24 protein-coding genes are annotated in these 26,347 nt (G+C 69.8%); 11 read left to right on the top strand and 13 right to left on the bottom strand.

Annotated elements, in window-relative coordinates:
- Positions 1-6: 6 nt before the first annotated feature.
- Entirely contained in the window at positions 7-906 is a 900-nt protein-coding gene (locus N415_RS19315) for an A/G-specific adenine glycosylase (RefSeq protein WP_068185482.1), read from the bottom strand.
- Here N415_RS19315 and N415_RS19310 point away from each other — a divergent pair.
- Both N415_RS19310 and N415_RS19305 read left to right on the top strand, forming a co-directional pair.
- Entirely contained in the window at positions 905-1,522 is a 618-nt protein-coding gene (locus tag N415_RS19310; protein WP_068185480.1) for a carbonic anhydrase, read from the top strand. The two genes, N415_RS19315 and N415_RS19310, sit on opposite strands and share 2 nt — an antisense overlap.
- Positions 1,523-1,740: 218 nt before the next feature.
- On the top strand, positions 1,741-2,556 hold the full coding sequence (locus N415_RS19305) for a hypothetical protein (protein WP_152531478.1): 816 nt from the start codon (positions 1,741-1,743) through the stop codon (positions 2,554-2,556).
- 6 nt (positions 2,557-2,562) lie between these two features.
- On the opposite strand, the gene disA is transcribed toward N415_RS19305, so the two are convergent.
- From disA to N415_RS19290, 3 genes are read right to left on the bottom strand one after another with little or no spacing between them, the layout of a single operon-like run.
- Positions 2,563-3,636: a DNA integrity scanning diadenylate cyclase DisA gene (gene disA, locus N415_RS19300; protein ID WP_067153236.1), complete on the bottom strand. Its 1,074-nt coding sequence runs from the start codon at positions 3,634-3,636 to the stop codon at positions 2,563-2,565.
- Positions 3,633-5,060 (bottom strand): DNA repair protein RadA, encoded by a 1,428-nt coding sequence (radA, locus tag N415_RS19295; RefSeq protein ID WP_068185473.1) that lies wholly within the window; start codon positions 5,058-5,060, stop codon positions 3,633-3,635. The genes disA and radA overlap by 4 nt, the downstream gene beginning before the upstream one ends.
- Before the next feature lie 50 nt (positions 5,061-5,110).
- The gene (locus N415_RS19290; RefSeq protein WP_068185468.1) at positions 5,111-5,629 is read right to left on the bottom strand and encodes a hypothetical protein; all 519 of its coding nucleotides are present in this window, start codon (positions 5,627-5,629) and stop codon (positions 5,111-5,113) included.
- A gap of 290 nt (positions 5,630-5,919) precedes the next feature.
- Between N415_RS19290 and carD the strand changes: the two genes are divergently transcribed.
- From carD to N415_RS19260, 6 genes are all read left to right on the top strand, one after another.
- Positions 5,920-6,408, top strand: a complete 489-nt coding sequence (gene carD, locus N415_RS19285; protein ID WP_003419482.1) for an RNA polymerase-binding transcription factor CarD — start codon at positions 5,920-5,922, stop codon at positions 6,406-6,408.
- 16 nt (positions 6,409-6,424) lie between these two features.
- On the top strand, positions 6,425-7,111 hold the full coding sequence (gene ispD, locus N415_RS19280) for a 2-C-methyl-D-erythritol 4-phosphate cytidylyltransferase (protein WP_068185465.1): 687 nt from the start codon (positions 6,425-6,427) through the stop codon (positions 7,109-7,111).
- Positions 7,108-7,599, top strand: a complete 492-nt coding sequence (gene ispF / locus N415_RS19275) for a 2-C-methyl-D-erythritol 2,4-cyclodiphosphate synthase (RefSeq protein WP_068185462.1) — start codon at positions 7,108-7,110, stop codon at positions 7,597-7,599. Before ispD ends, ispF begins: the two co-directional genes overlap by 4 nt.
- A gap of 49 nt (positions 7,600-7,648) precedes the next feature.
- Positions 7,649-9,055 (top strand): cysteine--tRNA ligase, encoded by a 1,407-nt coding sequence (gene cysS, locus N415_RS19270; RefSeq protein ID WP_068185459.1) that lies wholly within the window; start codon positions 7,649-7,651, stop codon positions 9,053-9,055.
- Positions 9,056-9,985 (top strand): 23S rRNA (guanosine(2251)-2'-O)-methyltransferase RlmB, encoded by a 930-nt coding sequence (gene rlmB, locus N415_RS19265; protein WP_068185458.1) that lies wholly within the window; start codon positions 9,056-9,058, stop codon positions 9,983-9,985. It abuts the gene before it with no gap.
- 95 nt (positions 9,986-10,080) lie between these two features.
- Positions 10,081-11,040, top strand: a complete 960-nt coding sequence (locus tag N415_RS19260; RefSeq protein WP_068185455.1) for a glycerophosphodiester phosphodiesterase — start codon at positions 10,081-10,083, stop codon at positions 11,038-11,040.
- Positions 11,041-11,045: 5 nt separating this feature from the next.
- Here the strand turns inward: N415_RS19260 and N415_RS19255 are convergent, their stop codons facing one another.
- Positions 11,046-14,213 carry an adenylate/guanylate cyclase domain-containing protein gene (locus N415_RS19255; protein WP_068185451.1) on the bottom strand — a complete coding sequence of 1,056 codons (3,168 nt, stop codon included), beginning with the start codon at positions 14,211-14,213 and terminating at the stop codon, positions 11,046-11,048.
- 19 nt (positions 14,214-14,232) lie between these two features.
- On the bottom strand, positions 14,233-15,651 hold the full coding sequence (locus N415_RS19250) for a 2-polyprenyl-6-methoxyphenol hydroxylase-like oxidoreductase (protein ID WP_068185448.1): 1,419 nt from the start codon (positions 15,649-15,651) through the stop codon (positions 14,233-14,235).
- A gap of 170 nt (positions 15,652-15,821) precedes the next feature.
- Between N415_RS19250 and N415_RS19245 the strand changes: the two genes are divergently transcribed.
- Together N415_RS19245 and N415_RS19240 are read left to right on the top strand one after the other, a co-directional pair.
- Entirely contained in the window at positions 15,822-18,434 is a 2,613-nt protein-coding gene (locus tag N415_RS19245; protein ID WP_068185445.1) for a LuxR family transcriptional regulator, read from the top strand.
- A gap of 112 nt (positions 18,435-18,546) precedes the next feature.
- Positions 18,547-18,858 carry a DUF3303 family protein gene (locus tag N415_RS19240; protein WP_068131308.1) on the top strand — a complete coding sequence of 104 codons (312 nt, stop codon included), beginning with the start codon at positions 18,547-18,549 and terminating at the stop codon, positions 18,856-18,858.
- A gap of 11 nt (positions 18,859-18,869) precedes the next feature.
- Here N415_RS19240 and N415_RS19235 read toward each other — a convergent pair whose 3' ends face one another.
- Genes N415_RS19235 through N415_RS19210 form a run of 6 tightly spaced genes read right to left on the bottom strand, consistent with a single transcriptional unit; the run spans position 18,870 to position 24,417 of the window.
- Positions 18,870-20,111 (bottom strand): SLC13 family permease, encoded by a 1,242-nt coding sequence (locus tag N415_RS19235; RefSeq protein WP_068185441.1) that lies wholly within the window; start codon positions 20,109-20,111, stop codon positions 18,870-18,872.
- A 13-nt stretch (positions 20,112-20,124) separates the two neighbouring features.
- Positions 20,125-21,045 carry an MBL fold metallo-hydrolase gene (locus N415_RS19230; RefSeq protein WP_068185438.1) on the bottom strand — a complete coding sequence of 307 codons (921 nt, stop codon included), beginning with the start codon at positions 21,043-21,045 and terminating at the stop codon, positions 20,125-20,127.
- A complete protein-coding gene (locus tag N415_RS19225) occupies positions 21,045-21,803 on the bottom strand; it encodes a 5-oxoprolinase subunit PxpA (protein ID WP_068185436.1) in 759 nt (252 codons plus the stop codon). The genes N415_RS19230 and N415_RS19225 overlap by 1 nt, the downstream gene beginning before the upstream one ends.
- 21 nt (positions 21,804-21,824) lie before the next feature.
- Positions 21,825-22,685: a metal ABC transporter permease gene (locus tag N415_RS19220; protein WP_068185433.1), complete on the bottom strand. Its 861-nt coding sequence runs from the start codon at positions 22,683-22,685 to the stop codon at positions 21,825-21,827.
- Positions 22,682-23,506: a metal ABC transporter ATP-binding protein gene (locus tag N415_RS19215; RefSeq protein WP_068185430.1), complete on the bottom strand. Its 825-nt coding sequence runs from the start codon at positions 23,504-23,506 to the stop codon at positions 22,682-22,684. Before N415_RS19215 ends, N415_RS19220 begins: the two co-directional genes overlap by 4 nt.
- Before the next feature lie 8 nt (positions 23,507-23,514).
- Positions 23,515-24,417, bottom strand: a complete 903-nt coding sequence (locus N415_RS19210) for a zinc ABC transporter substrate-binding protein (protein WP_068185427.1) — start codon at positions 24,415-24,417, stop codon at positions 23,515-23,517.
- 117 nt (positions 24,418-24,534) lie between these two features.
- Here N415_RS19210 and N415_RS19205 point away from each other — a divergent pair, with 117 nt between their 5' ends.
- Positions 24,535-25,614 (top strand): LacI family DNA-binding transcriptional regulator, encoded by a 1,080-nt coding sequence (locus N415_RS19205; RefSeq protein WP_068105654.1) that lies wholly within the window; start codon positions 24,535-24,537, stop codon positions 25,612-25,614.
- Here the strand turns inward: N415_RS19205 and kstR are convergent.
- The gene (gene kstR, locus N415_RS19200) at positions 25,611-26,210 is read right to left on the bottom strand and encodes a cholesterol catabolism transcriptional regulator KstR (RefSeq protein WP_161630330.1); all 600 of its coding nucleotides are present in this window, start codon (positions 26,208-26,210) and stop codon (positions 25,611-25,613) included. The genes N415_RS19205 and kstR overlap by 4 nt on opposite strands.
- Between the last annotated feature and the right edge of the window lie 137 nt (positions 26,211-26,347).

Genomic DNA, 26,347 nt, shown 5'->3' with positions numbered 1-26,347 from the left:
AGGGCCCTAGCCCTCGCCCAGCAGCGCGAACCGGCCGTCGACCGTCCGTGTCACCAGTCCGTCGGCAAGAAGCGAATCCAGCGCCCGGTCACGCTGCTGCGTGTCGCTCAGCCAGGCCACGTCGAGTTCCGCCCGGGTGACGGGAGAGTCCTTGGCGCGCAGCACATCCAGCAATCGTCCGCGCACCTGGCGGTCGGTTCCCGCATAGGTCTGGACGCGGCGGGCCGGCCCTTGGGCGGGGGGATAGCCGGCGCGCCGCCACGCGCACTCGGCAAGCGGGCACAGCCCGCAGCGCGGGGACCGGGCGGTGCACACGATCGCGCCCAACTCCATGAGCGCCACCGAAAACGTCGGCGCCCGTTCGTCATCGGGCAGCAATGCCGAGACGTCCGCGTGGTCGCGCGACGCGGACGGCGGCCCGGAGTCGGCCAGGCCGTGCACGGCGCGGGCGATCACGCGCCGCACGTTGGTGTCGACCACCGGCACCGGTCGACGGTAGGCGAAGCACGCGACGGCGCGCGCGGTGTAGCTGCCGACGCCGGGCAGCGTCAGCAGCACTTCGATGTCGTCGGGGACCACGTCGCCGTGGTCGCGCGCGATGACGGTGGCGCATTCGTGCAAGTTTTTGGCGCGCCTCGGGTAGCCGAGCTTGCCCCACGCCCGCAGCACATCGGCCGCGCTGGCCGCGGCGGTCGCCGACGCGGTGGGCCAGCGCCGCACCCAGTCCGGCCAGATCGACAGCACCCGGGTCACCGGTGTCTGCTGCAGCATGAACTCGCTGACCAGGATCTGCCACGCGCTGACATCCGGCTCCCGCCAAGGCAAGTCACGGCGGGACCGCTCGTACCAATCGATGAGCTCGCCCGGGCTGACGTTCATGTGCGGGTGCGGCATGATATGGGCCATGCCGAACACCAGCCCGATAACCGCGTGGAAAGCACTCAAAGAGGGTAACGAGCGATTCGTTGCCGGCAAGCCGCAGCATCCCAGCCAAAGCGTCGATCACCGCGCCAGCCTGGCCGCCGGTCAAAAGCCCACCGCGGTCGTGTTCGGCTGTTCGGACAGCCGGGTGGCCGCCGAGCTCATCTTCGACCAGGGTTTGGGCGACATGTTCGTGGTCCGCACCGCCGGGCAGGTCATCGACTCCGCGGTGCTCGGCTCCATCGAGTTCGCGGTGACGGTGCTCGACGTGCCGCTCATCGTCGTTCTCGGCCACAACAGCTGCGGCGCCGTCAAGGCGGCCCTAGCGGCGATTCAGGACGGCGCAATACCCCCAGGTTTCGTGCGCGACGTCGTGGAGCGGGTCGCGCCGTCGATCCTGATGGGCCGACGCGACGGCCTGACCCGCGTCGACGAGTTCGAGGAACGCCACGTCAAAGAGACGCTCGCACAACTCGTCGCGCGTTCCTCGGCCATCGCCGAGCGGGTGGCCGCGGGCACGGTGGGCATCGCGGGCGTCACCTATCACCTCGCCGACGGCAAGGCGGCGCTGGTCGACCATGTCGGGGATATCGGCGAATAACCGCGGGATTCCGCGACCCGCCGGCATTTTGTGTGCGGCGGCGGCGTTGAGACTGCGCTGGCGGTGCAGTGCCTCGGCGTGTCGTCACCCTGGCCGCACGCGCAACGCCCAGGGCGCACGCTGAAAGGTGCCCACTAGCACGGCGGTCGGCCAGCAAACATCGCGACACGCCGGGCCGGATATAACAAATTGGCGTGACCTGGGCCTACGGTGTGATCGTGCTGGATCTGGAACCGCGTGGCCCGCTACCCACCGAGATCTATTGGCGGCGCAGGGGCCTGGCCCTGGGCATCGCGGTCGTCGTGATCGGGGTCGTGGTCGCCACGATCATCGCCTTCATGAGCCACAGCACCGGCGCCAAACCCGCCAGCGTGGGCAAGCCGGGCACTGCCGAGAGCAAGCCGGCCGCACCGCCGGCCCAGGCGCCTCCCCCCGCGGGGCAGGAGGGCGTCACCCCGGTGGCGCCGCCGGGACAGAACCCCGAGTCGGTCACGCCCACCGCCGCGGTGCAGCCGCCGCCGGTGCTGAAGGAGGGCGATGACTGCCCCGATTCGACGCTGGCCGTCAAGGGCCTGACCAACGCGCCCCAATACTTCATCGGCGACCAGCCGAAGTTCACCATGGTCGTCACCAACATCGGCCTGGTTGCCTGCAAGCGCGACGTCGGGGCCGCGGTGCTGGCGGCCTACGTGTACTCGCTGGACAACAAGCGGCTGTGGTCGAACCTCGACTGTGCGCCGTCCAACGAGACCCTGGTGAAGACCTTCACGCCGGGCGAGCAGGTGACGACGGCGGTGACGTGGACCGGCATGGGGTCGGCGCCGCACTGCCCGCTGCCGCGGCCCGCGATCGGGGCCGGGACCTACAACCTCGTCGTGCAGCTGGGCAACCTGCGCTCGATGCCGGTGCCGTTCATCCTGAATCAGCCGCCACCGCCGCCTGGGCCGGTGCCGGGTCAGCCGGGTCAGCCGGCCATGGCGCCGCCGCCGGAGGGGCCGCCGGGGGCCGCCCCGGGCCCGTCTCCCGCGGGCTGACCGAGCTCAGGTGAGCGGGTCGGCGATCGTCGACTCCGCCAGTTGCGACAACCCCTCCCGCACGTGGCGGGCCCACATCGTGCCGATGCCGTCGACCGATTGCAGGTCGTTGGCGCTGGCCGCCAGCAGGCCCTGCAGCGTTCCGAAGGTCCGGACCAGCAAGTCCGCGTGGGCGAACTGCAGCCGCGGGATCCCCGCCATCGCGCGGTAGCCGCGCGGGCTGAGCGCCGAGTCCTGCGCCTCGGTCGTCGTCGGGTAGCCGAAAACCTTTGCCAGCGAAGTGAAGTCGAGCAATTCGGTATCCGACAGGGCGTCCAGCTCGTCCAGGGTCGCGGTCATCTGCGCCTCGGACAGCGGCTCGGGGCTGGCGTGGTAGTCGCGCACGATCAGCTCGCGGGCCAGGTCGTTACCGCCCAGCAACTCCTCGAGCTGCAGCCGCAGCTGCCGCCCGTCGGTGCCGAGCTCGACGCAGTCGTAGTCGATCACCAGCCCGATGCGCCGGACCAACTCGAGCCGCTGCACCACCGTCATCACGTCGCGCAGGGTGACGAAGTCCTCGATCTCCATCCGGGACAGCTGCCTGCTGACCTCGTCGAGCCGGGTCTTGTACCGCTCCAGCGTCGCGATGGCCTGGTTGGCCCGCGACAGGATGGTGGCCGAATCGGCCACCACGTGGCGCTCGCCGTCGACGTAGACGGTGACGATGTTCATCGAGTGGCTGACCGAGATCACCGGGTAGCCGGTCTGGATCGCGGCCCGCTCCGCCGAGCGGTGCCGGGTTCCCGACTCGTCGGTCGGTATCGACGGGTCCGGAACCAGCTGCACGTTGGCCCGGACGATGCGGCTGCCGTCGGTGGACAGCACGACGGCGCCGTCCATCTTGGACAGCTCGCGCAGCCGCGTCGGCGCGTAGCGGACGTCGAGGGCGAAGCCGCCGTCGCAGATGGCCTCGACGTTCTCGTCATTGCCCAGCACGATCAGCGCCCCCGTGCGGCCGCGCAGGATGCGCTCCAGGCCGTCCCGCAGCCCGGTGCCCGGCGCCAGGCGGGCGACGGTCTCACGCAGTGTCGGACGGGTCACAGCGTGTCATTGTGCGGCCCGACTGCGTTATGCGTCCAGCCAGTGCCGCGCCGGGCGATGGCTTTCATGTGTCGCAGCGCCGCGTCGATGGTTGGCGCCCGCAGCGCTCGCATCCCATCCGGCACTATCTCGCGGCGCGGGTCGTCGCCGTCGGGGATGAGGGCGATGCTGAATCCCTGACGCACGGCTTCACCCAGCCGTCGTTCCATGCCGCTGACCCGCCGCAGGTCGCCCGCCAGCCCCACCTCACCGATCATCACCGCCGTCGTCGGCAACGGCAGGTCGGAGTACGCCGAGGCCAGCGCCATCGCGACGGCGAGATCCGAGGACGGGTCGGTCAATCGCATGCCGCCCACGGTGGACAGGTAGATGTCGTTCATGGCGACGGCCAGCCTGCCGTGCTTCTCCAGCACCGCGGTGATCATCGCGGCACGGGAGTGGTCGATGCCGCTGACGGCTCGGCGCGGCGAGCCGCCCCCCGGTGTCGCCAGCAGCGCCTGGACCTCGCCGATCAGCGGCCGCTTGCCGTCCAGCGTCACCGTGATCGCGGTGCCGGAGACGGGCGCCGGCCGCTGATCCAGGAAAAGGTGCGACGGGTCGGCGACGCCCTCGATTCCGTTGTCGTGCAGGGTGAAGCAGCCGACCTCGTCGGCCGCGCCGAACCGGTTCTTGATGCCCCGGACCATCCGCAGCGTGCCGCTGCGGTCGCCCTCGAAGTGCAGCACCACGTCGACGAGGTGTTCCAGGGAGCGCGGCCCGGCGATGGCGCCGTCCTTGGTGACGTGGCCGACCAGGATCATCGCGACGCCGTTGGCCTTGGCGGCCGCGGTGAGCGCCGCGGTCACCGCGCGCACCTGCGTGACCCCGCCGGGGACGCCGTCGGCCTCGGTGGTGGACATGGTCTGCACCGAGTCCACGATCACCAGCGCGGGTCGGACCGTGGCGATGTGTTCGAGCACCGTGTGCACGTCGGACTCGGCGGCCAGGTACACCTCGTCACTGCCGCAGTCGATCCGGTCGGCGCGCAGCCGGATCTGGCCGGCGGACTCCTCACCGGAGATGTACAGCGCGCGCCGGCCCGACTGAGCCCAGCGGTGGGCGACCTTGAGCAACAGCGTCGACTTGCCCACGCCGGGATCACCGGCCAGCAGCGTGACGGAGCCGGGCACCACGCCGCCCCCGAGCACGCGGTCGAGTTCTCCTATGCCCGTCGAGCGGTGGTGGCTGGCGGTCGGCTCGATGGAACTGATCGGAACGGCCCGCGAAGCCGCCCCCGCGGGACGCCTGGCGCGTCCACCCACCGCGGCGAGCGCCGGCACCTCGTCGACGGTGCCCCAGGTGCCGCATTCCAGGCAGCGGCCCACCCATTTGGCGGTGACGTGCTGGCATTCCGAGCAGCGGTATTGGGATCGCGCATGGGCCACGTCATGACGGTATCGGGCCGGTGTGACAAGCCCCGGAAAGACAGGCCGAGTCAGGCGGGTTGTGCGCCCACTCCCGCCGAAATCGGGACCAGCAAGGTGGCCGGCCCGGCCTTCTCGAAGTTGAAGGTGAAGCTGTAGGTCAGGCCGTTGCTGATGGGCTTGGCCAGTGCCACCGTCGCCTTGACCGCGTTGTTGGACTCGATCGGGCCCGGCGCCACCTTCGGGCCGTCGGGCGTGCCGATGAACAGCATGCCGCCCGCGGGCAGCCGGCCGTCGCCGCCGATCGTCACGGCGCCGACGTCACTGGTGATGCTCACGAGCCGGTCCGGGACGTCGGGTGACTGGTTGACGGCGACCGCCACCAGGTCCACCGTCTTGCCCGGCTGCAGGAAGTCGCCGGTCTGGACGGCTTGCATCCGGACGTCGCGCAGCGCCACGTTGTTGACCGTGACCTTGTTGCCGTTGACTGCCGGTTCCTGGGTGGCCATCTGGGAGATCTGGCCGGCTCCGCAACCGCTGAGCAGGGCGGCGACCAGGGCGACCAGACCGACGACGGCGAAGCGGTTCACTCAAAGCCTCCTGCTCGGCGGACCCACCATGTCAGTGGTTCGACTATGCAACTATGCACAGTAGTAGGAAGGTCTTCGCGACGGTAGCGCAGGGCACCGGACCAGCGCGGCAGGGCCTCGCAGGGGTGGCTGCGCGGGCCCGATCGGGACCGGCGTAGTGTGACCCCTTGCACGTCCAGCTCCGCCTGTCAACCCCTAATCCGCCCGTGTTGTGCCCCTGACCTGCACCGTTGTTCCGCACGCCTAGGGCCGCCGTGCTAGCATGAAGTAACGAAAGGGGCTCGAATCAGATGATCTTCAAGGTCGGCGACACCGTTGTCTATCCACATCACGGTGCTGCGTTAGTCGAGGCGATTGAAACCCGGACCATCAAAGGGGAGCAAAAAGAGTATCTCGTCTTGAAAGTCGCGCAGGGTGACCTGACCGTTCGAGTACCCGCCGAAAACGCCGAGTACGTCGGTGTTCGCGACGTTGTTGGCCAGGAGGGCCTGGACAAGGTCTTCCAGGTTTTGCGCGCTCCCCACACGGAAGAGCCCACCAACTGGTCCCGCCGCTACAAGGCCAACCTGGAAAAGCTCGCCTCCGGCGATGTGAACAAGGTGGCCGAGGTGGTGCGCGACCTGTGGCGCCGCGACCAGGAGCGGGGACTGTCCGCCGGCGAGAAGCGCATGTTGGCCAAGGCCCGCCAGATTCTGGTCGGTGAACTGGCGCTAGCCGAGAGCACCGACGACGCCAAGGCGGAGACCATCCTCGACGAGGTTCTGGCCGCCGCTTCCTGAAGGCCCTGACGCTCTGGTGGCCGACGAAACCGGCGTCCCGGGCAAAGTAGTTGCAATCGTCCCGGCCGCCGGGTCGGGTCAACGGCTGGCCGCCGGCATCCCGAAAGCGTTCTGCGAACTCGACGGGCGCACCCTGCTGGAGTGCGCCGTCGCCGGGCTGCTGGATTCCGGCGCCGTCGACCACGTCGTGGTGGCCGTGCCCGCCGACCGCATCGACCAGGCCGGGCAGCTGCTGGGTGACCGGGCCGTCGTCGTCGCAGGCGGCGCCGAGCGCACCGAATCGGTGCGCCTGGCGCTGTCCGCCCTGCCCACGTCTCCGGAATTCGTCCTCGTGCACGACGCAGCCCGGGCGTTGACGCCGCCCGGGCTGATCGTGCGGGTGGTCGACGCGTTGCGGTCCGGCCACGCGGCCGTCGTGCCCGCGCTGCCGCTGTCTGACACCATCAAGGCCGTGGATGCCAACGGGGTGGTCCTGGGCACGCCGGAGCGGGCCGGCCTGCGCGCCGTGCAGACGCCGCAGGGCTTCGCCACCGATCTGCTGCTGCGCGCCTACGAGCGCGCGGGGACCGCCGATTTCACCGACGACGCGTCGCTGGTCGAACAGGTCGGCGGCCAGGTCCAGGTGGTCGACGGCGACCCGCTCGCCTTCAAGATCACCACCCGGCTGGATCTGTTGCTGGCGCAAACGGTCGTGCGGCGGTGACCGAGCTGCCGCGGGTCGGCGTGGGCACCGACGTGCACCCGATCGAACCCGGGCGGCCGTGCTGGCTGCTGGGGCTCCTGTTTCCCGACGACGACGGCTGCGCCGGCCACTCCGACGGCGACGTGGGCGCGCACGCGCTGTGCGATGCGCTGTTGTCGGCCGGCGGGTTGGGCGATGTTGGGGCGGTGTTCGGCGTCGATGACCCGCGCGTCAAAGGCATCACCGGCGCCGACATGCTGCGCCACGTCGTCGCGCTCGTCTCCCGCCAGGGCTACCGGGTCGGCAACGCCGCCGTGCAGGTGATCGGCAACCGCCCCAAGGTAGGCCCGCGGCGCGCCGAGGCGCAGGAGGTCCTGTCGCGTCTGGTGGGGGCGCCGGTCTCGGTGTCGGCGACGACGACCGACGGGCTGGGTCTGACCGGGCGCGGCGAAGGGTTGGCCGCGATCGCGACCGCGCTCGTCGTGCGCAATCGAGTGAGCGTCCTGTAGGCCACGCGCTCGGCCGGGCGCCCCGAAGTACCCGGTAAGCTGGCACGTCGTGACCGATCGCCCCAATTTGCGGCTTCACGACACGGCAGCCGGTGCCGTGCGTGATTTCGTTCCGCTGCGCGACGGGCACGTCTCGATCTATCTCTGCGGCGCCACGGTTCAGGGCCTGCCGCACATCGGACACGTCCGCAGCGGGGTGGCCTTCGACATCCTGCGCCGCTGGCTGATCGCCCGCGGCTACGACGTGGCGTTCATCCGCAACGTGACCGACATCGAGGACAAGATCCTGGCCAAGGCCGCCGCGGCCGGCCGGCCATGGTGGGAGTGGGCGGCCACCTACGAGCGGGCCTTTAGCGCCGCCTACGACGCCCTGGACGTCATGCCGCCGTCGGCGGAGCCGCGGGCCACCGGGCACATCACCCAGATGGTCGAATTAATGGAACGCCTGATCGAAACCGGTCACGCGTACGCGGCGGACGGGGACGTGTACTTCGACGTGCTCAGCTATCCGGAATACGGCGCGCTGTCCGGGCACCGGGTCGACGACGTCCACCAAGGCGAGGGCGTGGCGACCGGCAAACGCGACCAGCGCGACTTCACCCTGTGGAAGGGCGAAAAGCCCGGCGAGCCGTCGTGGCCCTCGCCGTGGGGCCGCGGGCGTCCCGGCTGGCACCTGGAATGCTCGGCGATGGCGCGCACCTACCTCGGGCCGGAATTCGACATCCACTGCGGCGGGATGGACCTGATCTTCCCGCACCACGAGAACGAGATCGCGCAAAGCCGCGCCGCCGGGGACGGCTTCGCCCGCTACTGGCTGCACAACGGCTGGGTGACCATGGGCGGCGAGAAGATGAGCAAATCGCTGGGCAACGTGCTGGCCATCCCGGCGATGTTGCAGCGGGTGCGCCCGGCCGAACTGCGTTACTACCTGGGCAGCGCCCACTACCGGTCGATGCTGGAATTCTCCGAAACCGCCCTGCAGGACGCCGTGAAAGCCTATGTGGGAGTGGAGGAATTCCTGCACCGCGTCCGCAGCCGCGTCGGCGCCTTCGAGCCGGGCGAGTGGACGCCCAAGTTCGCCGCGGCCCTCGACGACGACCTCGCGGTGCCGATCGCGCTGGCCGAGGTGCACCACGCCCGCGCCGAAGGCAACCGGGCGCTGGATTCGGGCGACCACGAGGGCGCCCTGAAGCACGCCGGCGCCATCCGCGCGATGATGGGCATCCTGGGCTGCGACCCGCTCGACGAACGCTGGGAGACCCGCGACGAGACGTCGGCCGCGCTGGCCGCCGTCGACGTGCTGGTGGCGGCCGAGATCGAAAACCGGGAAAAGGCTCGCCAGCAACGCAATTGGGCGCTCGCCGACGAGATCCGGAATCGGCTCAAGAACGCCGGCATCGAGGTCACCGACACCGCCGACGGCCCGCAGTGGACGCTGGGCGGTGACGTCAAGTAGATGGCCGGCAACTCGCGGCGCCGCGGGGCGGTACGCAAATCCGGCACCAAGAAGGGCCCGACCGTCGGCTCGGGCGGCCAGCGCCGCCGCGGGCTGGAGGGCCGCGGTCCCACCCCGCCGGCGCACCTGCGCCCCAACCATCCCGCCGCCAGGCGCGCCCAGTCGCAGCCGCGCCGACCCACCAAGCGCACCGATGAGACCGAAACGGTGCTGGGCCGCAACCCGGTGCTGGAGTGCCTGCGCGCCGGCGTCCCCGCGACCGCGCTCTACGTGGCGCTGGGCACCGAGGCCGACGAGCGACTCACCGAATCCGTTTCCCGCGCAGCGGATCTGGGCATCGCGATCCTCGAGGTGCCGCGCACCGACCTGGACCGGATGACCACGAATCACCTGCATCAGGGCATCGCGCTGCAGGTGCCGCCGTACGACTACGCCCACCCGGACGACCTGCTCGCGGCCGCGGCCGGATCGCCGCCCGCGCTGCTGGTCGCGCTGGACAACATCTCCGATCCCCGCAACCTCGGCGCCATTGTTCGCTCGGTCGCGGCGTTCGGCGGTCACGGCGTGCTGATCCCGCAGCGGCGATCGGCGTCGGTGACGGCGGTGGCCTGGCGCACCAGCGCCGGGGCGGCGGCGCGGCTGCGGGTGGCGCGGGCACCGAATCTGACTCGGGCGCTTAAGGGTTGGGCCGACGGCGGGTTGCGCGTCATCGGGCTGGACGCCGACGGCGACACCACGCTCGACGACCTGGACGGCACCGACCCGCTGGTGGTGGTCGTCGGCTCGGAGGGCAAGGGGCTGTCCCGGTTGGTGCGGCAGACCTGTGACCAGGTCGTCTCGATTCCCATGGCGGGCCGAACCGAATCGCTGAACGCCTCGGTGGCCGCCGGGGTGGTGTTGGCCGAAATCGCCCGCCAGCGCAGGGGCTGAGTCCTCTGGCCGAGCAGTCCCCCGCAAGCGGGAGGTGCCCCCAGCAAAAGCCCCCGACACGCCGAAGATTTGGGGGCTTTTGCGTCTGCTCGCGAATGTGGGCCGTGGTGCTGCTTTCGCTGACGGTGCTGCTTGCCGGGCCGGCTTCCGCGGAAGCGCCCAAATTCGACCTGCAGGCACACCGCGGCGGGCGGGGCGAGACGACCGAGGAATCGCTGCGGGCATTCGCCAAATCGCTCGAACTTGGCGTCAGCACACTGGAACTGGACATCGTCCTGTCCAAGGACAGCCAGCCGCTGGTGTGGCACGACCCGACGATCCAGGCGGATAAGTGCTCCGACACCGGGCCGGCGTTCGCCGGCGACCCGGCTTACCCCTACGTCGGTAAGTTGGTGCACGAGCTCACCCTGGTGCAGATCCGCACGCTCGATTGCGGCAAGCGGCTCGCCGAGTTCCCCGACGCGGAGGTGGTGCGCGGCAACAAGATCGCGACGCTGCCGGAGGTCTTCGCGCTCGCCGACTCGTACCGGGCGGGCGTGCGCTACAACGTCGAAACCAAGGTCGAAGCCGACCACCCGGGCTCGTCGGCCGAACCGCAGGAATTCGTCGACGTGATACTGGCCGCGGTTCGCGCCGGCCGCAAGGTCGATCGCGTGGAGATCCAGAGCTTCGACTGGCGAACCCTGCCCATGGTGCACCGGGCCGAGCCGTCAATCCCGTTGGTGGCCTTGTACAACGAGGAGACCTGGGTGCCGGGCTCGCCGTGGCTGAACGGCGTCGACGCCGGCGCCGTCGGCGACCCGATGCTCGGGGCGCTGCTGGTCGGCGCCAACGCCGTCTCGCCAAACTATGCGCTGGTCACCGGAAAGCCCTACGTCGATCACGCGCATTCGTTGGGGCTCGAGGTGATTCCGTGGACGGTCAACGACGCCGACGCCATGCGCGCCCAGATCGGATACGGCGTAGACGGCATCATCACCGACTTCCCGACGCGGGCGCGCGCCGTCATGGCCGCGCTCGGGATGCCGCTGCCGCCGGCCTACCCTCACGCTTAATGCGGTCACGGCATCGCGTCTGCCCAGACGATATGCCCTTCGAAGCCAAGAGTTCTCGCCATCTTGCGATAACGATCTCTGAATTCGGTATAGGTCGCGTCGTCGCCGCGAGCCCGGGCCAGCAGGGCGCGCAACCGAAGGAGCAGGATATCGCGCAACGCATGGCGGTCGTCGAAGGGCGCCGCCGCCAATCGATCGGTCGCGTCCTCGGCTTCCACCAAGTCGCCGTCGGTCCCGCGGTCGAGCAAGGTCTCCACCAGAACCCCGGTCGTAACGATGCCCCATCCCAGCAGCTGTCCGTCACGGATGACGTTTTCGGTGGTGTCGCGCATTAGTGGTATCGCGCGATGGTGGTCGCCACGTCGAGCCATTTCACGTGCCAAATATGCGTCAACTACAGCCAAATCGCCTAAGTGGTGTTGATCGCGCAAGAAGGTGTCGTGAACATCCGCTAAGAGCTGCTCGCCGCGGTGACGCTCGGCAACTGTTGGACGGTGGACCAGCGCAATCGCCAGCGTCACCTGGGCGTGGGCCAGCGCGAAATCGTCTCCGGATCGTTCCGCGCCGTGTAGGGCGTCTTCGATCTCGTGCATCACGAAATCATCGGGGTTCAGCACTCCAGTCGGGATTGTCGTGCCGTAGGCGTAGGTGACGGTCGCGGCGTGTGTCAAGGGGTCGCCGTCGCGCGCCATGGCAATGCCGTCCCGAATGTCATCGCGCCAACCAGGACGACCGAGGCAAAACCGGCCAAGCGCTCGGCTGGTGAGGGCGAGGGCTAACGGAGATCCGTGAATGAAGTCGCCCCGCGACGAATCACCGTCGGCCAGGTCAACCACCCGTTGCGACCACAGCAGCACGTCAGAGTAGTCCGCGGCCTCCATCTTCGCGTAGATCGGCACGGATGAGAGGCCCACGGTGAGTGTCGGATCGTCGACCGACTCGATGAGGGTCCAGGCTTCGGCTGCCAGCCGCGAGGCCTCCCGCGCCCGGCCCCGGTATGCATGCTCGGCCAAACGCCCCACCATCGCGACAGCCAGCGACGCCTTGTCGCCGGCGGCGGTGCAGAGCTGGCGCAATTCCTCGAATCGCGCGTCGCCAACATTCGCATGGACACGAAAGGCCGTCCCGCACAACAACGTACGTGAAGCGATTCGCATGGCCAACCGGTCCGGGGAATCGTCGGGTAGGGCGTCGGCAATACTCATGGCGCGCTCCCAGCTGAGTCGCGCCGCGTTGATGTCGCGGTTGGTTGCCCAGGTTGCCGCCCGCATGTGCCAGCCATAGGCGGCGGGAAGGTCCCCGGCCGCCTCCAGGTGTTCGGCGATCATCGCGGCGTTCTGCTGAGTCGATTCCGGATCGTCGGCTTCGATCGCGGCGGCCAGTCGGCGGTGCAGCAGTGCGCGATGCGACTTAAGTTGTGATTCGTAGGCCACGGTGCGGATCAGCGGATGTCGGAACGCGTATTCGGCCTGCGGCGTGAACCGCACCTGGTCGACGAGTTCGGCGGCCATCAGCTCGCCGATAGCCGGATCGACGTCCAGGCTGGCCAGCAGGTCACGGTTGAAGCGAGCCCCGATGACCGATGCGGCGGCAAGCGTGTGTTTGGCGGGGGCGCCGAGCCTATCGATGCGGGCGGCGATCGTTGCCTGAAGCGTCGCGGGCACGCTGACGTTGGCCACGTCGACATCGCACGTATAGCGACCGCTTTCGCCGACGAGTACGCCGCGTTCCGCAAGATCGCGGGTGATCTCTTCGGCGAAGAACGGGTTGCCGCCTGCGCGTTCGGCAATCATCTCGCCGACCTGGCACACGGTCTGATCGCCGCCCAACAGCTCGGTGACCAGCGTTGCAGTTTCCGCAGCGGTCAGGGGAGCCAGGCCGATGGTCTGCGCTCCGCCGACTCGGGCCAGGGTCCCGTGATATTCGGGACGATAGGTGATCAGCACCAGTGACGGGGTCTGGGGGATCACCGCCAGAAAGTCGGCGATCATCGATTCGCTGACCTCGTCGATCCAGTGCGCGTCCTCCACCACGAAGACCGCGGGTGCGGTGCGAGCGAGCTGCGCCGAGTTGAGCAGTGTCGTCAACCGCCGGCGCCGCGCATCCGGGTCAATCTTGGGCAGTCCCACCTCGGGATTGGCGATGCCCACCAAGTCATCGAGCAGCAGCAAATCCTGCGGATCGGCGTCCGGAAACTGCTCCCGCACCCGGCCCCGCGCGCTCTGGTCATCCAGACCACTCAACCGCCCGGTTACGCGCAGCAGACGCGCCACGGCGTGGAACGGGACATCAACGGCATGAGCTTCGCAGAAGGTGGAAAAGACTTCGACCCCAGAGTTTTTCGCGATCCTGGCGGCTTCGGCGGTGAGCCGCGTCTTGCCGATCCCGGGCGGGCCGACCACTGCGACCACCGAACCGCGCCCCGCAAGCGCCCGGTCGAGCATTGCAATCAGCGTGGTCACTTCCCACTCGCGGCCAACCAACGGCGTATACGAAGAAGCACCCCGCCCCTCGGCCACGCCGAGCAGCCGCCGCACGGGTATTGCGTTCTCGACGCCCTTGATGCGCACCAGTTGTGGCGCATCCAGGACGGCGGAGCCGTCGACGAGCCGGGCCGTCGACTCGCTGAGCATCACACCCCCGGGTGGCGCGACCGATTCCATCCGCTGCGCCATCCCTACCTGTTCGCCGATAGCCGTGTAACCCATTGCGGCCGAACCGATCTCACCGGCAATAACCTCGCCGGAATTCAGCCCGACGCGTAGCCTCAGTTCGATATTGTCGCGGCGCCCAACCTCCGTGGCCAAGCGGGTGACCTGCTCCTGAATGCCCAGCGCTGCCAAACAGGCGCGCAGCGCGTGGTCCTCCAATGCTGCGGGTGCCCCAAACAAAGCCATGATGCCGTCGCCGGTGAACTTGTCCACCGTGCCGCCGTACCGCTGCACCACGGCCGCGGCCCGCGTCACGAGCGCGGTCATGATCTCGCGCAGCCGCTCCACGCCCACCGCCGCGGCGATGTCCATCGAGTGCACGACGTCGGCGAACAACACCGTGACTTGCTTGTACTCCGCCGGCGCGCTCGTGACTGCGGTCGGCGAGCCGCATTCGTCGCAGAACTTGGCCCTCGGCCGCAGTTCGGCGGCGCACCTCGGGCATGCCAAGGGGGCCGTCATGCGCCTTACGATAGGGCGCTCACCAGGAACGGATGCTGTAATCGGCCGCATCCGTCGGGCTGTGCGCTTCCGTAACAACGCTGACGGCGCCGTCCCGCTGTTCGGCCGCCCGTCGGCGCGCACGGACGGCTCGCCAGATCATCCCTGGGCGCAGCAGCTTCGTCGCGGGGTCGACCAGCGAAGTCACCCGGACGAACTGATCCACCGCGGCGACGTCGGTTTCCGCCGCCTTGAGCACGCGATCCAGGTACCCATTCAGCAGCCGGGCGGACAGCGGTGGGGTGCCCTCGATCTCGGGCAGCGCAAGGTCGGGGTTGGTCGACAGCTGCCAGGCCTGGCGGATGGGGACCGCCGCAGCGCGGAAGAAGCGCCGCGCCAAATCCTCCGTGCCGCTTGACAAGCAGTCACGCAGCGCCCGCGCCTCGAGCGCCGCCACGGTCATGCCCTGGCCGTAGACCGGGTTGAAGCTGCAGACCGCGTCGCCGGTGACCAGCAGGCCCTCCGGGAAACGGCGCAATTTGTCGTAACGGCGCCATTGGCTGCACGGCATTTTGTGGCGCACCGGCTCGCCGATCGGTTCGGCACGCCGCACCGCGTCGAGCAAGTGGGCGGGCGCGCAATCGGCCACGAAATCGCACATCGCCTCAAGGTCGCCCCCGGGCTCTTGACCGGCGATGCCGATCACCGTGAAGATCCACGTGTCGTTCTCGCAGTGCAGCAAGCCGACGCCTCTGGGGGTGCCCGGCACGATGCCGACCAGGAAACCCAGTTCGTGCGGCGTATCCGCGGCCATGCGCAGGCGCTGGCTCGCGTAGGTCAAGTGCACCACCACACGATCCTCGGACGGGCGGTCGTATCCCAGACCTTCTAGCCACCCCGGGGTGTGCGCGGCACGGCCGGTGGCGTCGACCACCAAATCGGCCTTCAACACGGCGCATTCGCCGGTGCGGCGGCTGACCACCCTCGCCCCCGTGACACGACGGCGATCGGGCGTCGCGGTCAGGCCGACGATGTTGTGCTCGTCCAGCACCACGACGTTGGGGATCTCGCGCACCCGCCGACGCACATGCCCCTCCACGAAGGGCCGTGTCGCGCAGTAGGCCGTAAAAGACGTGGCGCTGCCGCTTTGCGCCAGCAGATGCCCGCCCACGTTGTAGTGGAGCCGCGACAGATCGCGCCCGTCGAAGTACTGCGCGCCGTCGAGAACCAACTCGTCGAGCACGCCGGGGAAGAATTCCTCGATCACCTGGGCGCCGCGGGGCAACAGGGCGTGCAGGTGCCGCCCCTGGGGAACGCCCCGTCGACCGGCGTCGTCGTCGGGCAGCGGGTCGCGCTCCACCACCGTCACCGTGTCGAAGAAATCGGCGAGCGACCGCGCGGTCAGCAGACCGGCCATGCTCGCTCCCAGTACCACCGCGTTACTGCCGATCTTGATCATGCTTACCGCCTTCGCCGATCCGCCAGCTGACGAAAGCGATGCTCACAGCAAACCGTGGGGGCCGATAGCGTAGTCGGCTACGCAACTTCGCCGCCGGCATCGCGGATCCGGCACCGAAACGCGGATGAAATGGCCTGTTAGGCGCGGAGACAACCGGTTATAGTCGCCGAGTGATCAGCGGTAAACCGCTGACCGGGCGCGACAGCGAACTTGCGCTCGTCCGTCGCGCCCTGGGCGGGGCTGGCAACCACTCCGGCGTATTGATCGCCGGAGCGGCCGGTGTGGGCAAAACCTGGCTGGCCCGCGAAGCGCTGCGGCGCGCGGAGGCTTCCGGTGAGCGCACGCAGTGGCTCGTCGGCACCGAATCCGCGCGGGCTCTGCCGCTCGGGGCGTTTATCGGCCTGCTGGGCGAGGCGATGTCGGACCCGCTGACGAACGTGCGGCGGGTGATCAATTCGTTTGTCGCACAACAGCGGCGCGGTCGGGTTGTGGTCGGGGTTGACGACGCGCACCTGCTGGACGGCTTGTCCGCCCTCGTCGTCCACGAGCTGGCCCAGTCGGGCGGGGTGCGGCTGGTGGTCACGATCCGCACCGGCAGCGACGAACCGGATGCGGTGACGGCGTTGTGGAAGGAGGGATTGCTGGCTCGCCTGGATCTCGAACCGCTTTCGGCCGCGGCCACGCGCGAGGTGATCGAGAGCACGCTGGGCGGTCCCATCGACGCGCGGTGCGCGGCCCGGTTCCGGAAACTGACCGGCGGAAACACGCTGTTCCTCCGGCAGTTGCTGTCCGATCAGGTCGCGGCGGGCCAGATGCGGCAGGTCGCCGGGGTATGGATATGGGACGGCGACGTCGCGGTGTCGCCGAGCCTGTCCGACACGGTCGGCCGCCAGCTGGATCGGCTCAGCCCCAAGCCGGCGCTGGTCGTCGACATGCTGTCTCAGTGCGAGCCACTCGCGGTCGATGTGCTGTGCGACTTGGTGCCCCGCCGGGACCTGGCGGTCGCCGAAAGCATGGGCCTGGTGAGCGTCGAACGCACGGCCGGCGGGTTGATGGCCCGGCTGGCGCATCCCCTGTTCGGCGAGCTGCGCCGCGCGAGCGCCGGCGAGATGTACTTGTCGTCGCTCCGGGGCAGGCTCGCTTGCCGGCTGGCCAAAAACGCTGACACCGACATGCAGGCCACCGTTCGCCGCACGCTGCTGCACCTCGAATCGGATCTCGAGCCCGAACCCGAGCTGTATCTGGAAGCGGCGCGGCACGCCATGACGCTGCTGGATCTGGACCTGGCCGACCGGTTCGCGACGGCCGCCGCGCGGGCCGGGGCGCCCGGGGCGGCCGGGGTGCGGGCGATGAACCTGGTGCTGCTCGGACGCGGCGAGCAGGCCGAGGCGGCGCTGCGTGATTTGGTCGACGGCCCCGATGGTCACCACTGGGCGACGATCCGGGCGATCAACCTGATGTGGATCCTCAGCAAGCCCGCCGATGCGGGCGTGATCTTGGACGGACTTGCTGCGGGTCCCGAGACCGAGGCGCAGGTCGCCGAACGCCTTGCGGTGCAGGCGTGCCTGGACGCGATATCGGCGCGCTGCGAGCCGGCGGCCGAAAGGGCGCGGAGCGCCTTGGCCTTCGCTGCCCTGCCGGACCTGCACGCCTTGCTGGCCGCGCTCGCGTTGATCATGGCGATGGGGGCACTCGGTGAGGTTGACGGCCTCCCTGGCGTCGCCGAGCAGGCGTTGCGGCGCGCGACCACGTCGTTTCAGGCGTCGCAGTTGCGGTTCTGGTTCGGCGCCGTGTACGGCCGGGCCTGCCGTCTGACCGGGCGCATCGACGAATTCGTCGGCACCGCAAAGCAATTGGCCGATTCGGCCCGGGACATCCCCGGCCTGGCCTACGCGAACCTGGCCCTGCTGCTCGGCAACGCCGACCTGGTCCGCGGCGCTGTAACCGACGCGGCCCGGTTGCTGCACGAGGCGGTTGCCAGAGTGCAAATGCACTCCGTCACGACGGGTTTGCGTGCGGCCAGCTACTTTGCGCTGGCCGAGGCGCACGCCAAGCTCGGCCAGGCCGCCGAAGCGAACGACGCGGCGGCCGGGGCGCGCTCGGCGGTGCCGGCCGACTACCTGTTCATGCACACCGCCTTGTCGCTGGCCGACGGGTGGGCGATGGCGGCAAGCGGTCGCCTCGGCGAGGCCGTCGCCGCCGTGCGGGAAGCGGCACAACTTGCCCGCGACCGCGGCCAGCCCACCCACGAGTTGGCGTGCATCCAGGCCGCGGCGCAGTGGGGCGACGCGTTTGGGGCGGCCCGCGCGGCGGAGCTGGCCGAGGCGTTGTCGCTGCCGCTGGCCGACGCGATCGCGCTGCACGCGAAGGCTCTGCTCGGCGGCGACGGCGAGGGCCTGCTGGCCGCCTCGGCGGCCTACCGGGCGATCGGTGACAAGGCCGTGGCCGCCGACGCCGCGGCGCAGGCCTCCGCCGCATTCGCCGCAAGCCAGCAGCACAAGCGCGCGCTGTATGCCGCCGCGCTGGCGAGGGAACTGGCCGACGAGTGCGGCGGCCTTTGCACACCGGCCCTGCGAACCCCGGAGGGAATCAAGCTGTCGGGTCGCCAGCGCGACGTCGTCGAACTCGTCGTCGCCGGTCTGTCCAACCGCCAGATCGCCGAGAAGCTGGTGATGTCGGTGCGCACCGTGGAGGGCCACATCTACCGGGCCTGCCAGCGGGTGGGGGCCCAATCGCGCGAGGAGCTGGCCTCGATCGTGCGATCGGGACCGGGCGGCGGGTAGCCCCCGCGCGCCGCGGCTGAAAGTCGAGTACTCGGCTACTCGTTCGGGCGCGTCAGGTCGGCCGTAGCGTGCCTGCAGAGCCGAGTTGGCCCGACCAGAAAAGGAGTGAGCGATGAAGTACGTAGTGTCTTGGACTTACCGCCTGAACGGCACGGCCGCGGAGAACGACGAAAGCTTGCGACGGGGGTTGGCCGCCTACTCGAAGTGGTCGCCGCCGCAGAGCACCACGTATCACCAGTTCGTCGGGCGCGTCGACGGCGGTGGCGGATTCGCCGTGGTCGAGACCGACAATCCGGCCGACTTAGTCGAGACCACAAGCCAATTCGCCACCATCCTGGATTACCAGATCTATCCCGTCCTCGACATCGCGGAGGCCGCGCAGGCGCTGCAGCAGGGCGTGGCGTTCAGGGAGGCGGTCGGCTGAACCCGCGCGCCTCACACGCCCAGTAGCCGTGTGGACGCCCACAGCGCGACCACGGCGACCACCAGCGCGATGGGCACCGTGCACAACCCGAGTCGGGTGTACTCGCCGACGCCGGCGTCGACGTCATGTCGGCGAAGAACGCGGCGCCACAACAGGTTCGACAGCGAACCCACATAGGTCAGGTTGGGGCCGACGTTCACCCCGATCAGCACCGCCAGAATGGCCACCGGACCGCCGGGCGCGACCAGCGGGAGCAGCACCAGCGTGGCGGGCAGGTTGTTGACGACGTTGGCCAGCACGGCGGCTATCGCGGCGATCGCGAGCAGCGCGGGCAGACGCGAACCTGACGGCAGCACCGCGGACATGGCCCTGTCCATGCCGTTGAGCATGACCGCCCGGACCACGACTCCCAGCGCCAGCACGAACACCAGGAACGAGACGTGCACCGAGCGCGCGATCTCGGCCACGGAGGTGTGTCCGCGGCTCAGGCTGCGCACCGCGAGCACCGCGGCACCGGCGGCCGCCACCCACGCGGGGGCGACCCCGACGGACTGGCCGACCGCGAACCCGGCGAGGGTCAGCCCCACGACCACCAGCACGAACACCGGGGGGCGCGGCGCCGGGCCGATCTCCTCGGCGTCGGGCTGGACGCGCAGGTCACCGGCGAAAAACCAGCGAAAGATCGCGTAGATCACCGCCACCGCGCCCAGCCACGGCAACGCCATCAGCACGGTGAACCGGGTGAATGAGAGGTGGGCGGTGTGGAACGCCAGCAGGTTGGTCAGGTTCGACACCGGCAGCAGCAGGGAGGCGCCGTTGGCCAGGTGAGCGGTGGCATAGGCGTAGGGCCGCGGCGGGGTGTGCAGCCGGCGGACCGCGGCCAGGACCACCGGGGTCAGCAACACCACGGCGGCGTCCAGGCTCAGCACGGCGGTGATCAGGGAGGCGACGACGAACACCCGCCGCAGTAGGCCGCCCGACGAGACGCGCCCCCGCGCGATCGCCGCGCCCGCCGCTTCGAACAGCCCCTCGTCGTCGCACAGCTTGGCCAGCACCAGGACCGCGCCGAGGAAGGCGACCACTCCGGACAGCCCGGCCACCTCCTGGGCCGCCTGATGCACCGATATCGCGCCGACCGCGATCACGATGAGCGCCGCCGGGACCGCCGCCACCGCCTCCGGCCAACCCCTTGGGCGGACGACCGCGAACACGAGCACGGCAGCAAGCAACAACAGCGCGGCGGTCAAATCCAACGTCTAAACCGCTTCACGCCCAGGGGTTTTCGCGTCGCCACACGGTCGGCATGTGCAGCGCGACACCGTCGTGTGCGGCCAGCTCGTCCAGGACCCCGATCGACACGTCCAGGTCGTCGCCCGCATACGGCAAGGCCCGCAACGGCTTTGAAAGCGGGCTGAAGAAGTCGTCCCAATGGATCAGGATCACCCGGCGCGCCCCGACGGCGCGCACGGTCTCGGCCCAGTAGTCGTGGATGTAGGACCGCGGCCGCAGGCCCAGCTGTCCGACGGACAGATAGACGGCTTCGGCGCGCCGCCCCTCCAGTGCACCCTTGACGAAACCGGCGCTGCCCTGGATCAGCAGCCGCCGGTCCGACGGTAGATGGTGCACCAGCGTCGACCAGGCTTCACCGCAGCGGTAGGCCGACGCCCGCACCGGTGGGGTCAGCGGCTCGTCGATCGTCCCGGGAAACCGGTCCGGCGGGCAGTGATGGGATTGCACCAGCGTTACGTCGAAGGCGCCCAGGCGAATCGGCTCACCCGGCGTCGCGACGACGATGCGGTCCCCGGGCAGTCCGTATCCGCGGCCGACGTTGGCGGCCGACTCGCCGCCGACCAGCCGCGCGCCGGTGCGGTCGGCGACCAGCGCGGAGTCCAGCACGTGGTCGATGTGGGTGTGCACCGGGATGACCGCCTCCAGCCGGGAGACCTTGGCGCGGGCCAGGCAGCCGTCCACGCGCGCCGGTGACGGCGACACCTTGCCGGCGGCCACCCGCGCCAGGCTGGGGCGCGAGAAGTAACCGTCGGTCAGCAGCGCCGACGACCCGTCGTCGAGCAGCAATGTCGCCACACCCATCCAGGTCGCCGCGAGCGCCGCATCGGGTCCCGCCAATGGCACGTCGAACCGGTCCGCGTACCGCGCCAGGTCGGGGCGGCCGAGCTTGGCCCGCATCAGCAGAACGCCCCGATCTCGGCGCCGGCCGCCTCCAGCCGATCGCGCACCGCGGTCGCGATCCGCACCGCGCCGGGCGAATCACCATGCACGCAAACCGATTCCACGCTGACGCTGATTTGTGTGCCGTCGGTCGCGGTGACCCGCCCCGAGGACACCATGGCCAGCACGCGCTCGGCGATCGCCGCAGGATCGTGCAGCACCGCGCCGGGTTCGCGACGCGAGACCAATTGGCCGTCGGGCCGGTACGCGCGGTCCGCGAACGCCTCGGCCACCGTGCGTAAGCCAAGGCGGCCGGCCTCCTCGAAAAACGCCGAACCCCCCATGCCCAGCACCGGCAGCGCCGCGTCCACCAGGTGCACCGCCGCCGCGACAGCCGCCGCCTGTTCTCGGTTGGTCACGATCGTGTTGTACAGCGCGCCATGGGGTTTGACGTAGGACACCGCCGAGCCGGACGCCCGCGCGATCGCCTGCAACGCGCCGATCTGATACACCACGTCGGCGACTAGGTCGTCGGGGGCGACGTCGATGAAGCGTCGGCCGAACCCGGCCAGGTCGCGGTAGCTCACCTGAGCGCCGATGCGCACGCCGCGCTCGGCGGCCGACCGGCACACCCGCAACAGGCCGGCGGGGTCCCCGGCATGGAATCCGCATGCCACGTTGGCGCTGCTGACGATCCCGAGCATGGCGTCGTCGTCGCCCAGGCTCCAGACGCCAAAGCCCTCGCCCAGGTCGGCGTTGAGGTCGATAGCGGCCACCCGCCCAGCTTATGGGTGGCGTCAGGCGGGGACCTCGCGGCGTCGCCCGAGGAGCCAACAAAACAGGTAGATGACAAAGGAAATCGCTGCGACGAACACCGACACCGGCACGCCCGGCGCCAGCGACAGCACGATGCCCCCGACGGCCGCGACCTCGGCGAAGGCCACCGAGGCCACGATCGCCGCCGCCGGCGACGCGATCACCCGCGCCGCCGCGGCCGCCGGGGTGATGAGCAATGACATCACCAGCAGCGCCCCGACGATCTGCACGGCCTGGGCGGCCACGACGCCGACCAGCGCGGCGAACACGATGCCCAGCACGCGGACCGGGACACCGCGCGCGGCCGCGACGTCGGGGTCGACGGTGGCGAACAACAGGGGCCGGTAGCACGTGCCGAGCGCGGCGACGACGAGCAGGCAGACCAGGGCCAGCATGGTCAGGCCGGTGTAGCCGACGCCGACGATCTGGCCGGTCAGCAGCGCGAAGGCGGTCCCGGTCCGCCCGGGGTAAAGATGGATGAACAGCACCGCCAGGCCCATCCCGAAGGCCAGGACCACGCCGATCACCGAGTCGCGCTCGCGGGCCCGCTGGCCGAGAATGCCGAACAGCGCCGCCGCCAGGGCGCTGCCGATCAGCGCCCCGGCCCCCACCTCGAACCCGACCAGCAACGCGAAAGCCGCTCCCGTCAGCGACAATTCGCTGGACCCGTGCACCGCAAACGACATCTGGCGCATCACGATGAACGGCCCGATCAGCCCGGCCACCAGACCCAGCAGCGCGCCCGCGGCCACCGCCTGCTGGACGAAGTCGTGGCGGAGCAGGTCGGCGGTGAGGTCAAAGGAGAACAGGTGGTGCAGCATGTCGTCGAGCCGGCGGTTCATCCAGCGCACCCGTCGTCCGGCTCACCGACCACCACGTAGCGGTCCCGCACCTTCACCACCTGAATGTCGGCGCGATACAGCGCCGAGAGCGTCTCGCTTTTCATCACCTGTTCGACGGTGCCGACCTCGAAGCGGCCGTTGACGAGATAGAGCACCCGGTCCACGTACGGCAGGATCGTGTTGATCTCGTGGGTGACGACGATGACGGTGGTTCCGGCCTCGCGGCGGCGTCGGTCGATCAGCGCCGACACCAGCTTCGCGTTCGCCGGGTCCAGGGTCAGCAGCGGTTCGTCGCACAGCAGCAGCATCGGGTCGCTCACCAGCGCCTGGGCGATCCGCACCCGCTGCAGCTCGCCGCCCGACATGACGCCCACCCGGACGCCGGCCAGCTGTTCGCCGTTGACCTGACGCAGCGCCTCGGACACGGCCGCACGGCGACGGCCCCGCTCGGCGGATCGCAGCGGCGCCGCGCCCCACCGCTGCCCGTCGATGCCCAGCCGCACCAGGTCGCGCCCGCGCAACATCACCTCGCGGTCGATCGGGCGGTGTTGCGGGACATAGCCGATGCTGCCGCGGCCGGAGGTGATCGGCCGTCCGTCTACCAACGCGACGCCACCGCTCAGGGGCAGCTGCCCGAGTAGGACCTTGAGCAGCGACGTCTTGCCGCTGCCGTTGGGGCCCAGCACGGCGATGAACTCGCCGGGCCGCACTGACAGGTCGAGGTGGTCCCACAGGACCCGGTCGCCGAACGCCAGCCGGGCGCCGGACAGCGAGACGGTGTGGGCATGGCCGTGGACGGCGGGGACCGCTTCGACAGTCACGGGGGTGCTTACCGGCCCGACCGCAGCGCGGCCAGCAGTTGGTTGACGGTGTTGCGCTGCCAGGTCAGGTAGTCGGTGCCGTCGGGCAGCGTCTCACTCACCTGGGTGACCGGCACCCCCGCGCGCCGCGCTGCGTCCTGAAGCCCGTTCACCGCGGAGCTGGACGTCTGCGGGTTGATCAGCAGCGCCGCGACCTGCCGGCGTTTGATCATGTCGAGCACCTTGGCCATGTCGGCCGGCGACGGGTCGGTTTCGTTCTCGCTGGCGGCGGCGAACGCGGCCGGGGTGCGGTTCACCAGGCCCGACGCGGCCAGCAGGTACTCCACGTCTGGCTCGGTCGCGATCACTCCGGCGTCGGGATACGCGCCGGCGATGGCGTGCTCGGAGTTCGCGATCGCGTCGGCGGCGCGGCAGAACGCGGCGGCGTTGGCCCGGTAGTCGGCGGCGTTGGCCGGGTCGATGACGGCCATCCGGTCGGCGATCGAGGAGGCCACCGACTTGGCGACGCCCAGGTCGTAAAAGACGTGCTCGTTCGGCAGCTCCCCGTCGGCCGCGGCATGGACGAACGAGTAGGCGTCGACCGATTTGACGCGCGGATGCCTGGTGAGGACCTGGTCCACCCAGGGGTCGTAACCGCCGCCGTTGTAGACGACCAGGGCGGCGTCGGTGATCGCGGCGGCGTCCGACGGGCTGGCCGTGTACGAGTGCGGATCGGTATCGGAGCCGGTCAGGATGGACTTGACCGCGACGTGGTGGCCGGTGACGGCGCTGGCCACGCTGCCCCACACGTCGGTGGACGCCACCACGGTGGCCGCCTGCGCGCGCGTCGAACCGGCGCAGCCGGTGAGCGCGATCAAGCCGCTCAGGGCAATCAGGACGGCCGAAAGCCGCCGTCCCATCGTGACTGCCATCCCTGTCCTCTCCCGCCCGCGGCCGAGCCATAATACTAATGAAAATCGTTTCCATTAGAAAGTGGCGCAGCGCCGCCGCATGTGCGCCGACAGCGAACCGCTGTAGCGTCACCGAGCGTGAGTCCCACACCGCGTCGGCGTGCGACTCTGGCGTCTTTGGCCGACGAACTGAAGGTTTCGCGCACGACGATCTCGAACGCCTTCAACCGGCCGGATCAGCTGTCCGCCGACCTCCGTGAACGGGTGCTCGCGACGGCCAAGCGGCTGGGTTATGCGGGACCCGACCCGGTGGCGCGATCGCTACGGACGCGCAAGGCCGGCGCGGTCGGCCTGGTGATGGCCGAACCGTTGACCTATTTCTTCTCCGACCCGGCGGCGCGGGATTTCGTCGCGGGGGTCGCGCAGTCGTGCGAGGAACTCGGTCAGGGCCTGCTGCTGGTCGCCGTCGGCGCGAGCCGCAGCCTCGAGGACGGCACGGCCGCGGTGCTGGGGGCCGGAGTCGACGGCTTCGTGGTGTATTCGGCCTGCAACGACGACCCCTACCTGGAGGTGGTGCTGCAGCGGCGCGTGCCCGTCGTCGTGGTCGACCAGCCCAAGGGCCTGGCGGGAGTGTCCCGGGTGGGCATCGACGACCGGGCGGCCATGCGTGAGCTGGCCGACTACGTGCTCGGGCTCGGACACCGCGAGATCGGTTTGCTGACCATGCGGCTGGGCCGGGAGCGCCGGCAGGGCCTGGTGGACGCCGACCGGTTGCGGTCACCGGCCTTCGACGTGCAACGCGAACGCATCGTCGGCGTGTGGGAGGCGATGACCGCCGCGGGCGTCGACCCGGACTCGCTGACCGTCGTCGAAAGCTATGAGCACCTACCCGAATCGGGAGGCGCCGCCGCCAAGGCGGCGCTGGAGGCCAACCCGCGGATCACGGCGCTGATGTGTACCGCTGACATACTCGCGCTGTCGGCGATGGATTATCTTCGCGCCCATGGCATTTACGTGCCCGGGCAGATGAGCGTCACCGGGTTCGACGGCGTGCCCGAGGCGATAGGGCGCGGCCTGACAACCGTGGCGCAGCCCAGCTTGCAGAAGGGCCATCGGGCGGGCGAACTGCTGATGAGGCCGCCACGCACGGGCTTGCCGGTCGTCGAACTCCTGGACACCGAGCTGATCCGGGGTCGCACCGCCGGACCGCCGGCCTAGTTGGGCTGGTGTTCGCCCAGTAATAACCGCACGGCGAGGTCCAGCCGTTTGCTGACGTCGGTTGCCGAGGCGCGGCGGGTGAGCCACGCGAGCAGGTTGGACAGCCACACGTCCGAGATCACCCGGGCGATGTGGTACTGGTCCTCGGTCGGTTCGCCGTCGGACATAGCCCGCGCGAACATGCTGTCGATGAGCTTCTCGACCTGGTCGACCTCACTGGCCGCGGAGGCGTCGGCGAACACGTAGGCGCGCGTCATGGCCTCGGTGAGCAGCGGGTTGCGCTGCATCGCGCGGTTCAGCTTGCCGACCATGAAGTTCAGCCGCTGGAACGGGGTGCCCCCGGCGACGGCGGAGCGGTCGGTTTTCGCGTCGATCCGGCTGAACTCCCGGCCCAGGGCCGACACCAGCAAGTGCACCTTCGACGGGAAATACCGGTACAGCGTGCCGACCGCGACGTCGGCCCGGTCGGCCACGGCGCGCATCTGGACCGCCTCGTAGCCGCCCTTGGACGCGATGGCCATGGTGGCGTCCAGGATGCGCTTGCGGCGTTCCCGTTGCGCCTCCGAGCCGAGCTCGGACTCGGCGAGGACCGCCACGTTCATGACCTCGCGCGGTTGCGAGTCAGGCACGTCGGCCGCGTTCGGGTTGGCTGACGACATTTGAGGGCGTGCTCCTTCTCGGGGTGGCTCGTTCGCAAACGATACGCATGCTGGGCGTAAATTTCCCACCTCCC

The organism is Mycobacterium sp. UM_CSW, from assembly GCF_000455205.1.
Taxonomy (GTDB): Bacteria; Actinomycetota; Actinomycetes; order Mycobacteriales; family Mycobacteriaceae; genus Mycobacterium.
Note: the sequence above shows the minus strand (reverse complement) of the source record. Positions and strands in the feature narration are given on the sequence as shown.